This window comes from Phyllobacterium sp. CCNWLW183 (assembly GCF_037203775.1).
GTDB classification, from domain to species: domain Bacteria; phylum Pseudomonadota; class Alphaproteobacteria; order Rhizobiales; family Rhizobiaceae; genus Phyllobacterium; species Phyllobacterium ifriqiyense.
Genome location: NZ_JBBCBN010000003.1, coordinates 294,937 through 306,112 on the forward strand (window position 1 = coordinate 294,937; position 11,176 = coordinate 306,112).

General features: G+C 52.2%; 12 protein-coding genes. 5 read left to right on the forward strand and 7 right to left on the reverse strand.

Annotated features, from left to right (window positions below):
• Positions 1-27: 27 nt before the first annotated feature.
• The 7 genes from V9K95_RS09555 to V9K95_RS09585 form a co-directional block, all read right to left on the reverse strand.
• Positions 28-1,473: a CpaF family protein gene (locus V9K95_RS09555; protein WP_307282447.1), complete on the reverse strand. Its 1,446-nt coding sequence runs from the start codon at positions 1,471-1,473 to the stop codon at positions 28-30.
• Positions 1,474-1,496: 23 nt separating this feature from the next.
• Complete coding sequence (locus V9K95_RS09560) at positions 1,497-2,780, reverse strand: AAA family ATPase (protein ID WP_115051379.1); 1,284 nt, start codon at positions 2,778-2,780, stop codon at positions 1,497-1,499.
• Between the two features lie 20 nt (positions 2,781-2,800).
• Positions 2,801-3,478 carry a CpaD family pilus assembly protein gene (locus V9K95_RS09565; protein WP_336440659.1) on the reverse strand — a complete coding sequence of 226 codons (678 nt, stop codon included), beginning with the start codon at positions 3,476-3,478 and terminating at the stop codon, positions 2,801-2,803.
• 14 nt (positions 3,479-3,492) lie between these two features.
• On the reverse strand, positions 3,493-5,052 hold the full coding sequence (locus tag V9K95_RS09570; RefSeq protein ID WP_336440660.1) for a type II and III secretion system protein family protein: 1,560 nt from the start codon (positions 5,050-5,052) through the stop codon (positions 3,493-3,495).
• Between the two features lies 1 nt (position 5,053).
• Complete coding sequence (gene cpaB / locus V9K95_RS09575; RefSeq protein ID WP_115051381.1) at positions 5,054-5,851, reverse strand: Flp pilus assembly protein CpaB; 798 nt, start codon at positions 5,849-5,851, stop codon at positions 5,054-5,056.
• A gap of 203 nt (positions 5,852-6,054) precedes the next feature.
• Positions 6,055-6,579 (reverse strand): A24 family peptidase, encoded by a 525-nt coding sequence (locus tag V9K95_RS09580; RefSeq protein ID WP_307282438.1) that lies wholly within the window; start codon positions 6,577-6,579, stop codon positions 6,055-6,057.
• 3 nt (positions 6,580-6,582) lie between these two features.
• Positions 6,583-6,783 (reverse strand): Flp family type IVb pilin, encoded by a 201-nt coding sequence (locus tag V9K95_RS09585; RefSeq protein ID WP_115051383.1) that lies wholly within the window; start codon positions 6,781-6,783, stop codon positions 6,583-6,585.
• 223 nt (positions 6,784-7,006) lie between these two features.
• On the opposite strand from V9K95_RS09585, the gene V9K95_RS09590 reads away from it, so the two are divergent.
• From V9K95_RS09590 to V9K95_RS09610, 5 genes are all read left to right on the forward strand, one after another.
• Positions 7,007-7,441 (forward strand): pilus assembly protein N-terminal domain-containing protein, encoded by a 435-nt coding sequence (locus V9K95_RS09590; protein WP_115051384.1) that lies wholly within the window; start codon positions 7,007-7,009, stop codon positions 7,439-7,441.
• 160 nt (positions 7,442-7,601) lie between these two features.
• The gene (locus V9K95_RS09595; protein ID WP_336440661.1) at positions 7,602-8,147 is read left to right on the forward strand and encodes a TadE/TadG family type IV pilus assembly protein; all 546 of its coding nucleotides are present in this window, start codon (positions 7,602-7,604) and stop codon (positions 8,145-8,147) included.
• 13 nt (positions 8,148-8,160) lie between these two features.
• A complete protein-coding gene (locus V9K95_RS09600) occupies positions 8,161-8,754 on the forward strand; it encodes a TadE/TadG family type IV pilus assembly protein (RefSeq protein WP_162802385.1) in 594 nt (197 codons plus the stop codon).
• A gap of 530 nt (positions 8,755-9,284) precedes the next feature.
• Positions 9,285-10,526, forward strand: coding sequence for a sensor histidine kinase (locus V9K95_RS09605; protein WP_336440662.1), 1,242 nt, complete (start codon positions 9,285-9,287; stop codon positions 10,524-10,526).
• Positions 10,523-11,125 (forward strand): response regulator transcription factor, encoded by a 603-nt coding sequence (locus V9K95_RS09610; protein WP_336440663.1) that lies wholly within the window; start codon positions 10,523-10,525, stop codon positions 11,123-11,125. The genes V9K95_RS09605 and V9K95_RS09610 overlap by 4 nt, the downstream gene beginning before the upstream one ends.
• The last annotated feature ends 51 nt before the right edge of the window (positions 11,126-11,176 follow it).

The following is an 11,176-nucleotide window of genomic DNA, read 5'->3' on the forward strand; positions in this document are numbered from 1 at the left end:
TCGACTGTCCTTCGATACGGGCTAAGCTCATAGCTTGGCCTTTTCCATGGAGTCGAGTGCGTTGGCGAGCCGCCTGTCTTCATTGTAATACCGCGCCCTCTCCCACATATGCGGCCGGCTGATCCCCGTAGAGACATGATGTCCGGTAAGCTTGCCATTGGCGTCCTCGCCGGTAATCTCATAGGTCAGAAGATCCTGCGTAATGATCACGTCGCCCTCCATGCCTATGACCTCGGTCACATGGGTAATCCGCCGTGAACCGTCGCGCAGGCGAGCCGCCTGAATAATGATGTCGACCGAACCGACGATGATTTCGCGCACTGTTCGCTGCGGCAACGCAAAACCACCCATGGCGATCATCGACTCGATACGGCTCAGACACTCGCGTGGACTATTGGAGTGGATCGTACCCATGGAGCCGTCATGGCCGGTATTCATGGCAGACAAGAGGTCGAAAACTTCAGGCCCGCGTACTTCGCCGACAATGATCCGTTCGGGGCGCATGCGCAGGCAGTTTTTAACGAGGTCTCGCATGGTAATTTCGCCTTCGCCTTCGAGGTTAGCGGGGCGTGTTTCGAGGCGTACCACATGCGGCTGCTGTAATTGCAATTCAGCTGAATCTTCGCAGGTGATGATGCGCTCATCCTTGTCGATGTAATTGGTCAGGCAATTCAACAGCGTGGTCTTGCCGGAACCCGTGCCGCCGGAAATCACGATATTGCAGCGGACACGTCCGATAATTTGGAGAAGCTCGGCTCCTGCCGGAGAAATAGCTCCAAACCGCACGAGTTGATCCAGCGTCAGCTTGTCCTTTTTAAATTTGCGGATTGTCAGAACAGGGCCATCAATGGCCAGTGGCGGAGCAATCACATTGACGCGCGAACCATCCGGCAGACGCGCGTCGCATATCGGGCTGGATTCATCGACACGCCGCCCCACCTGGCTGACAATGCGCTGGCAAATATTCAAAAGTTGCTGATTGTCACGGAACCGGACACCAGATTCCTCAACCTTCCCGAGAATTTCGATATAGGTCTTGCGAGCACCATTGACCATGATGTCGGAAATCTCATCGCGAGCCAGCAATGGCTCCAGCGGACCGTATCCCAGCACATCGTTGCAGATATCGTCGAGCAGTTCCTCCTGCTCCGAGATCGACATGGCAAAATTCTTGATTGCAATAATGTCATTGACGATATCGCGGATTTCTTCGCGCGCCACTTGCGGATCGAGCTTCGATAATTGTGCCAGATCAATCGCATCGATAAGAGCGGTAAAAACCTGCGACTTTGTATCGTAATAGGCCTCGTTTCTCTCGCGCACCGGCATGGCGATCTTCGGCACCTCTATCGGTGAGCGTTTGGGCTCCAAAATATCGCGCGGCAGCCGTCCCGCCTCCGGCTTGATTGACGCGAGGGGTGGTGTTGGAGCTCTGAACTCACTTGGCTGGGCATTACCGCGTTTACCGAACATGATGTCGCTTTACCTGCTCACAACTATTTCTTGCGTTTTAACTTCGAGAACACCGAACCCAAACCGGCCTTCTTCCGCGGACTGACCTTTTGCCGTCCTGTCAGAATATGGGCGATCTCATTGATGCTCTGGACCACTGGATTTGCTGGCTCCGTTTCACCCAGCATGCGTCCATTGTTGGAAGCCTGACCGAACAGGCCGGGGTCAAAAGCGATTGTCGCGATGGCCTTGAGTCCAAGCGGGCTGCAAAAATCAGTGGGAGCTATCTCCGGACGTTTTGGAATACCCACCTGATTAAGAACAAGCTGCGGCGGCGTATCGTTCGGACGCAATTGCTTTAAAGCGTCGATGAGATTTTTCGTGTTGCGCAGATTGGCAAGTTCCGGCGATGCGACAATAACCACCTCATCTGCGCGGGCCAGCGTCGTGCGTGTCCAGCCGTTCCATGTATGCGGAACATCAAGGATGACATGTGGAACCGAACGCTGCGCTATGTCGATCAGATGCGCAAATGAGTCATCGCGAAAATCGAACACGCGTTCCAGACTGGATGGAGCTGCCAGGAGCGAAAGATTTTCGGCACATTGTGCCAGCAACCGATCAAGGTAAACGTCGTCGATGCGTTCGGGGGAAAACACCGCTTCCGCGATACCCTGAGCCGGATCCTGATCGAAGTTTATATTCGCCGTGCCATAGGGTAAATCCATATCGGCAATCACGACTTCGCTTTTGAATAGCGAGGAAATGGCCCAGCCAACATTATGAGCAATGGTCGAAGCGCCGACGCCGCCTTTTGCACCGATGAAGGCAATCGAACTACCCAGCGGCTTCAGGCCCGGATCGCTGTACAAACCGCCAATGACGCCGATAATATCCGATAGATCGATCGGGGCGACCATATATTCCGAAATGCCGTTGCGCATCAGTTCGCGATACAGCCACACATCATTGTAGTGACCGATAATGATGACTTTGGTGCTCGGGTCGCAAACTTCTGACAGGGCAGCCAATGCCGCAAGCATTTCCTTGGGCGCCGCGCCTGTTTCCAGCAGAATGAGGTTTGGCGTCGGCACCGTTTGGAAAAGTTCAACGGCAGTTTCCAGCCCGCCCATATGAATCTGGGCATGAGTTTTCGCCATGCGGCGGTCGTCACGCGCGCGAGACATTTGCTCAGCAACCGCTTCCGTTTCGCAGAATATCTGTATCGAAATGCGCGGAATCGGCCTGTGGGCATTCAGCCGCCCTACATGAGCGACACGGTTTGCCTCTTCCAAATATGGGTCTGTGTCCAAGGCCAATTGACTCATTGTCGTTTCCACCGGTGGGATTAATAGGTTACTTCCATTTCGGGCTTGTAGACCCATGTTGGCGCTTTACGGTATCCATCAATGACGGTACCGCGCCGCTCCGCATCAATCGGCGAAGATGCCCGCGGTCCGAGCAAGTCGGCGGGATTGGCAATCTGCGCAGCAAGGTTATTTTGGCTGGCACAGCCAAAATTCGCGTAGTGTTTATTGTCTGCCGTATCCAAAATATCTTTGGGCCACTGGCCACATTGATTTGTCGAGGCAGTCATCGCCGAATAGGACAAACGCACGGGCGCAGAAGCTCCCGGGGCTTGGTATGTTTCGCTGGAAATATTGAACGGCTTCACACCACCACGCCTCAAAGTAGCGGTAATATCGTTACGCAACGCTGCCGCCGCACGCTCATTTGGCGAACCGGCAGGCGTCAGAATATGAATAACGCCGGATCCGTTGGCGTGGTAGTTGCTGATGACCCGCTCCACGATGCTGCGCTGCGTAATGGACAAGCGCTTATCTGCATGGCCGACAGGAATGTCTGCAACTTGTTCCTGTTCGGAAATGACGATGGGATGGTTCGTACGATAATCGTCCGGAATGCTGCCGGTCGTATTACTCTTTGATGCGCATCCCGCCAGCAAAGCCATGGCGAGGATAGCCAGTACAGTCTTGCAATGCGAACGCTTTGCGGTGTCGAACATGATCCTGTCCTTGTTCATTTGTAGATATATCCGACATTGCCCTCGTAACGGGCATCAGGCAGTTTTGCCTCTCTGGACCCGTAGACGCGGTTAACCTGGCCGAGGAATATCCCGGCCGCATCGCTGGCCAGATTAAGATTGTCATCCGGTCTCGCCAGCGCAGTGCGCGCCACCGGGCGAACGAGATAAGGCGTGATGATGACGACCAGTTCGGTTTCGTTTCTTACAAAATCACGGCTGCGAAAAAGAGTTCCGAGGATCGGAACCTTTGCCAATCCGGGAAAGCCGGAGATTGCCTGTCGTGACTCATCCCGCATCAATCCGGCGATCATCATTGAACCGCCAGAGGGAAGTTCAACCGCCGTATCGGCAAGCCGCTTGCGGATTGAGATAAGGTTCGCGTTAGGCTCCCGGACAGAAGTTCCAACGGTGAGCGATCCTTCAACCGTAGGTTCTGAAACGGATGTCCGCACTCTCAGACTGATACGCCCAGGTGAAAGCACGACGGGCAAAAACTCGAGAGCGATGCCATATTCAATTTTTTCATGCTCACGGGTGATCTGTCCCTTATCGTCGACTTCCTGCCCCGACAGAACATTGTACTCGCCGCCTACTTTGAACGTGGCCTTCTCTCCGGAGATGGCGGTCAATGTAGGCTCGGCCAGCGTCTTCATGACGCCTGCCAGTTCCATGGCATTCATGTAGGCACCGATGGACGTGTTCCCGATGGAGCCGGATAGACCCAGACCTGAGCCGCTCAAGGTCTGCCCTAGTCCCGTGGCGTTTTGCGATATGGCGCCATACTCGATGCCGTTGCTTGAGCCCGAGGCAACCAGATTGACACCAAGCTGTTTCATGACGGTGCGACTGACTTCAGCCACGGTAACTTTAAGCGTCACCTGATCTTCACCGGCAATTTGAATGAGATTGACGATCTTGCTCGTCCGGCGCTCTTCGTCCTGGTCACCGACAACGACGCTCGTACCGCCATTGCCCGCACTAACCGAGGTTTGGGCGTATTGGCCAGTCGTGGCTTCACCACCTGAAACCAAAAGGTTGGCAAGTTCTGAAGCGCGTTTGGCATCCAGCGGGGTCTGCACCGTCCCCGTCAGAATGACATTGTCATTCATCAACTCGACCTTGATATCGGAATCCGGAATGTACTTTTTCAGACTACCTTCCAAACCGGCCACGTCGCGTTCAATCACCAGATCGAAGCTGGCGAGCTGCTCGCCATTGGGGCCGAAAACGAAAACATTCGTTTGGCCGACCTGCTTGCCAAACAGATAGATCCGCCTTGCTGTGCGGGTAACCGCATCTGCAACACCCGGATTGGCAACCAGAATGTCATAGGCATCGGCTGGAAGATCTACAACCAGCGACTTGTTGAGGCCAAGATTGATGCGTTTGGCCTCGCCATGCCCCTGATTGAGTCGAACGACATTACTCTGTGCTGTTGCTGGGCTATGCACAGCTATTGACGCGAGCAAACAGCCCATGGCCGCTGCTGCAAATTTTGCTGCTATCGAACTCTTATACTCGCGTGAGAAAACCTTGCCTGGCTTGTTTGCCATGTTATTTGCGCCCCAGAATTTCGGTGACTGTACCGGACTTGATGAGTTTGACATTGCCGGCACGGCCGGGAGAATTGACAAGATATCCAGCTCCAGGACCGGTTGCTTCCTGCGCATCCTGAATAGAACGCAGCACCAGCGCGAGGCGCGTTGCCATCTGTTGCGAGACAGTCAGGATTTCCGCCTGCTCCGGCGTCAATTCAAGCGTCGCCGTTGAGCCGACTTTTGTTTTTTCACCCGATTCATCTTCCTGAATGGTCTGGTCGATCGCCAGCACGCGGATGTTGCTTAGAATTGTTTCCGTAACATATTGCTTCTGCTCGCCTTCCATCTGGCGGATCATGATGACATCGACATAATCATTGGGGAGAATGAACCCGCCTGCCGAAGTATCTGCCGCAATTTGCGTCGCTACTGCGCGCATGCCAGCTGGAAGCTGGGCTGACATGAAGCTTTGACCTTTGCCGATCAGTTTGGCTTCGCGAATTGGTTCTCCTGGAAATATCTGAAGACGAACGGTGGAACCTTTCAGCTCCTCTTCGGCGCTAGGGCGTTCCGAGCGGGTGATGTACCCTTCCGCAAGAGCTGAAACAGGCCAGGCCTGCCACCGCATCTGGTCCTGCATTTCAGCTCCGACACCGAGACTTTCCGTGGCGACCAAGATATCCTGAAGTTCCAGCTGTGGCTTCTCTGCGGGCTGAACGACGGTCGCTTGCGGCTTCATGTTCATGGCCAGATATCCGGCCGCACCCGCAGCAGCCACTGCCACGATCAGGATGACCAGTCGTGCTTTTTGCATTTATGCGCCCCGTTAGACTTTTGTCTTGATACTAAGGTCGCAGAGTGCCTGCCATTCGTGTATTTATGGTTAATAAAACGCTTATAAGTATGATTAATGTCGCTTAACGTCTTAATTTTTCGCGCGATTATGCGGGTATTACTTTTACGCCAAGAAGATCAAAGCATAAGTCTTGAAGGCCGATAGAGAAAACCTGCTCTGGGTCAGGAGTGCGCTAGTTGCTGCACGACCCAGGAGCCAAGCGGCGATGCGGGAAAACTCAGCAGTCCAGCGAGACCCAATGCAACACCGTATGGAACGCCTTCTTCTTTCTGGGCAAGGCGTCGCATAAAAGCAAAGCGTGCGGCGAATACAATAATGGTCTGTGAGTTGCGATAGCTCAGGATTGCGAGTGTAAGAACCCCGCCCAATAGCGAAAGCGTCAGCAGATAGCTGACGAGTTCAAGATTCCATCCGAGCCATATCGCAGTTGCGGACATGAGCTTTGCGTCACCACCGCCCATGGTGCCGGTCGCGAAGAGCCCGAAGGTTGCCGCCAGCACCGCGGCTCCGGCAACGAAATGCATGGCATAGGCATCCCAACCCATGCCCGTTAAAGGCGCAAGGATAACGAACGATACAAGCAGTATAATTGACACGCGATTCTGAATTGTCATGGAGAGCAAGTCGGAGATGGCAGCAAAAACCATGGCAAAGGGGAAAATGATAAGGATTGCAGCTTCAATCATCTTTCATTTCCCCGTAGAGGCGGTGACTTCCGTCGCAACATCGGTGAAAAGCGTGTTTACGGCCCTGCCCATGGAATTCGCACCAGCTAGAATACCTATGCTGACGATGGAGGCGATGAGCGTATACTCAATGACCGTTGTGCCTGAATCTTCCTTGAAAAGCTTGGCCAGTATGGCAGGAAAGCGATTAACGCCGCGCTTCATCTTCAGCCTCACATCTTCTTGGATATTGTCTGGTCCAAAAATATCGTTTCGGCATTGCAATCAGTTTAAGAAACAGACTTAGGAAATAGTAAATTCCGCTCAACAACGTTTATTGCTGCGCTGATACCCGCGATATTATGCTTAATATTTCATTGCAGATTTAAATCTTCCTTCATGAATACTGTCCATTCTATAGCCGACAGTTTCGGGTGAAGGGCTTCCCATGTTTTATACTAAATTCCAGCCAATACAAATATATGGAATGGCATTGCTCGCAGCCTTGCTCGGTCCACTGCCTGTCGCACAGGCCGATACCGGTATTCACGTCGTTATGAATCAAGCGCGTATCCTCAAGCTTGCTCGCCCGGCTGACACGGTTGTGGTCGGCGACCCCGCGATTGCAGATGCTGTTGTGAAGGATGCCCGCACTGTCGTCCTTACGGGCAAAGGCTTCGGAATCACCAATATTGTTATTCTTGACGCCGAGGGCGGGGCCATCGTCGACGACGAGATCATGGTCAGCCGTAGCGTCGTCAATACGACGCGCGTATATCGCCGCGCCAATGTACAAACTCTTTCCTGCACCCCCTATTGCGAAACAGCGCAAAAGACCGACGCTGAAAAAGAGTCTGACCGCACAATCGGCACGAGCGAGTAAAGCATTCGCGAGACCTGGTTTAATCGGAAACACCCTCAACCCTCCACACACCAAGGTTGAGAAATAGTGAATCCTCCGCTTGCAATTTACGGGGTTCCCGGAACCGGTTTCTAACGATTGGCATGTTAATTCTCCCCCGAAATAAAGTGCGGGGAAATGCATGTCGCCCATAAAAAGAAAAACACCCCATAGGCAGGGTTTACTGACGCGGTTTTGGGCCAACCGGCGCGGCACCGTTGCAATTGAATTTGGAATGATCGCGTTGCCGTTCTTCTTCATGATCTTTTCGATTATGGAAGTGGGCGTCGGCTTTACCGCGCAACAGGCCATGGCCAATTCTACCGATATTGTGGCTCGCCAAGTTCTCACCGGGCAATTGCGTCCTGCCGACCTGACGATGACTTCCCTCAAGGCGAAGATTTGCGCTGGATTGCTCATGCCCGAAAAAGATTGCCCAAATCTGGTGGTTGATCTTCGGTCCTATGCAAACTTTGCAGCCATACCCAAAACCTTGCCCATAACATCAACTGGTGACGTGAACAGTACGGGGTTTGTCAGCACGCCGGGCGGGGCCGGTACGATCAATCATTTGCGGGTGTTTTACCGTTATCCCGTCGTGACGGATTTCCTGACACGGCGGATCACTGGAACAACACGTATTCTCCTTTTCTCAAGTGCGACGTGGCGAAATGAATCCTATTTATAAAATGAGTTCGGCCATGGGACGCCTCTTTCGCTCCGGCAAGCGGTTTTGTATTGACCAGCGCGGTGTTGCGGCGATGGAATTTGCGCTCATCGCCCCCGTACTAATCCTGATGTACATGGGCAGCGTGGAGACAATCACAGGCGTGGATGTCGACCGCAAATTAAATCGTGCAGCAACGATGATGTCTGCTTTGCTTACTCAGGAAAAGGGCACGATCACCAAGGCGAAAATTAGCGATATCATGAATATCGGGACAGCCACGCTGCTACCCTATACACGCGATACGCCAAAGATAACCGTTACCTCCATCAATGTTTCTGACGCAGGTGTAGCCACCGTCGAGTGGTCGCGTCGAAAAGTAAACGGAATTGAGACGCGGCCCTTTACCAAGGGAACAGTGGTTACGCTCGATTCCAATCTGCTTATCAAGAAAACATCCGTGATACGGGTGGATATGAGCATCGCCTATGTCCCCATGATCGCATGGACCATAACTGGTGCGGTCGAAAAGGCAGATGGCAGTGCCGCTGTCGGTATTGGGCTTTCCGATCAATCGTTCGGACGCGTCAGAATCGGTCAATCGTCAACCACATGCTCGGATTGCTGATCTTATCCAGCTTGCGGGAAACCCTCATTTTATTCGCGATCGCCTGAAACTCAGAAATTCAGCGGTGCGGCACCAGCTTTCAACCGCTCGGCGCTGTTATCTGGCGCGAGACTTGTTATTGTAGATTTTTTTAATGACGTTTTGATTTTGCTTTATGAGATTTCATGAACCCCAGACGTTTTCTAATTCTTGTAGTAACGGTGTGGCTTGCTGCTCAAATCGGCAACATTCTTATATCGGGATTTATTGCCTGGAGCTCCATATCGGACGAGTTCCTTGAGCAAAACCAAAAGATCGCGGAATTGGTTTCCAATCGATTAGCCCATCATGAAGCGATCATGGGATCGCTCAAAGCTTTGACGAGAGGCACGTCCGACAAGATTTTCCAACGGCTCACGTCAAACGTCTTCAAAAATTACCCAAGAATTCAAAGCGCCAAAATCTACCGGTTCGATTCCCGTTCCTATAGTGCAAAGCCTGAATTGCTCTATGAGGCTCCCAGCAAAAGCCCGGCATTTCCGATGTCGGTTTTGAATGCCTTGCCCAGACAAGAGACAAACATAGTGCGCGTCTATGATGCGCCGGCAATCCCCAATCATTATCTTTCGACGATGGTTGCGAATAACCGGCAAGGTCTCATCGCAGTGGTTTTGCTAATCGACTCAACAAAACTTTTCGATTTGCCCCCGGCATCATATCCTCCGGAAATTAATCTCACCCTGAATGACGTGCTTGTTTTTGGCAGTACAGACCATGACAATGGACGCCACGATCATGAGAAGGATATTTCATCCATTCTCAAGAATGCTCTATATGCGGATCTTGATTGGGATCGGTCCGGCTATCGTTTCAAGATCCATGCACATCGCCCCATTGAGTTTGGTGAATTGGTCACTTTGCCTGAAGTGATACGCTTCGCCTTATTGTCGCTGGCCGCCATTTTGGGCGTCTCTTATGGGCGGTATCAGACCTTGGTTTCCCGGCAATCAAAACAAGCTGAGGAAAAAGCAATCAAACGCTCGGCAATGCTCGAACACGAAAATCGTCTCAGTCACGCCGCACGAGTCAATCAGGTGGGAGAATTGGCGTCCGGCATAATCCATGAGCTGACACAACCACTTTCGGCGCTCCTAAGCCAAAGCCAGGCCGGCATCATGATTATGGAAAAGCTTCAGATCACCGATGATTTATTAAATCGGGCTTTGAGCGTCAATATTATTGAAGCCAAGCGAGCCGGTGAGATCATGGATCGCATCAGAGATTACATTGTAAAAAAGCCCGTTATTTATGAAGAGCTAGACCTCAATATTGTCGTCAGCAACACCGTCAACCTCTTGCAGGGTGAACTGGATAAACAAAACGTGGTACTTGAATTGCAGCTGTTGCAACCGTCCCCCCGGTCGAATTTCAGTGCCATAGAGCTTGAGCAAGTGATTCATAACCTCATTCGTAACGCGACGGATGCATTGGGAACCACAACTCAGCTCGCGAAAAAAATCATTATAAAAACAGACATGGTGGGTCCGATGAATATCATCCGTATCTCTGACAATGGACCCGGAATAAAGGAGCATGTCCTTTCAAAAATATTCGAGCCTTTCTTCACCACGAAGACAAATGGCATGGGCCTTGGTTTGTCCCTTTGTTCGAAATTGCTCGAGCGAGTGGGAGGCACCCTTCACGCAGCAAGTGCAGATGGCGCGGTTTTTACAATAGCTCTGCCGAAGCTGGTCGGCTTGATCGATGCTGGTGCTGATCCGGCTGCCACATGACGAAACATTATCCTGTTTATTTGGTCGATGATGATGCAGCCGTTCGCAATGGGCTGTGCATTCTCTTTGAGGCCCATGACAGAAAAGCCCTTGCATATGAAGACCCTGTTGGTTTTCTTCGCTCTATTCCCAGTGCAAAACCCGGCTGTTTAATTCTTGATTTGCAGATGCCTCATCTGACCGGATTGGAGCTGCAAGCCGAACTCCTGCAGCGTGGATTTCGATGGCCCATTATCATGATTACCGGGCACGGAGATGTACATCATTGTCGGGTTGCGTTTAAATCCGGCGTGATTGACTTTCTCTCGAAACCCATCGATTCTGGCCTGCTTTTTGAAGCGCTCAAAAAAGCCGATCAAGTGCTTGAAGCGCTGGTTGAGGTGGAAAAAGCACGCGCAATTCTTGCAACATTGACACCGCGCGAAGATGAGATTGTCAGGCTCATTTGCCGTGGGTGGGGATCGCGGGAAATCTCCGTAGCACTGGACATTGCCCTGCGAACTGTGGATGCGCATCGCGTCCATATTTGTGAGAAACTGGGGACCAGATCTCCCGCCGAATTTGCTCAAATCATCATGACAGCCGATAGGCAGTCGTAGCGCAAGTTTTGCCGATCACCCGGCTGGCGGCCGGGATGCGAAGTGCAGTCC

Coding starts and splice junctions, on each gene's coding strand:
- V9K95_RS09555 (WP_307282447.1), bottom strand. CDS start 1,473: ATGTTCGGTAAACGCGGTAATGCCCAGCCAAGTGAGTTCAGAGCTCCA.
- V9K95_RS09560 (WP_115051379.1), bottom strand. CDS start 2,780: ATGAGTCAATTGGCCTTGGACACAGACCCATATTTGGAAGAGGCAAAC.
- V9K95_RS09565 (WP_336440659.1), bottom strand. CDS start 3,478: ATGTTCGACACCGCAAAGCGTTCGCATTGCAAGACTGTACTGGCTATC.
- V9K95_RS09570 (WP_336440660.1), bottom strand. CDS start 5,052: ATGGCAAACAAGCCAGGCAAGGTTTTCTCACGCGAGTATAAGAGTTCG.
- cpaB (WP_115051381.1), bottom strand. CDS start 5,851: ATGCAAAAAGCACGACTGGTCATCCTGATCGTGGCAGTGGCTGCTGCG.
- V9K95_RS09580 (WP_307282438.1), bottom strand. CDS start 6,579: ATGATTGAAGCTGCAATCCTTATCATTTTCCCCTTTGCCATGGTTTTT.
- V9K95_RS09585 (WP_115051383.1), bottom strand. CDS start 6,783: ATGAAGCGCGGCGTTAATCGCTTTCCTGCCATACTGGCCAAGCTTTTC.
- V9K95_RS09590 (WP_115051384.1), top strand. CDS start 7,007: ATGTTTTATACTAAATTCCAGCCAATACAAATATATGGAATGGCATTG.
- V9K95_RS09595 (WP_336440661.1), top strand. CDS start 7,602: ATGTCGCCCATAAAAAGAAAAACACCCCATAGGCAGGGTTTACTGACG.
- V9K95_RS09600 (WP_162802385.1), top strand. CDS start 8,161: ATGGGACGCCTCTTTCGCTCCGGCAAGCGGTTTTGTATTGACCAGCGC.
- V9K95_RS09610 (WP_336440663.1), top strand. CDS start 10,523: ATGACGAAACATTATCCTGTTTATTTGGTCGATGATGATGCAGCCGTT.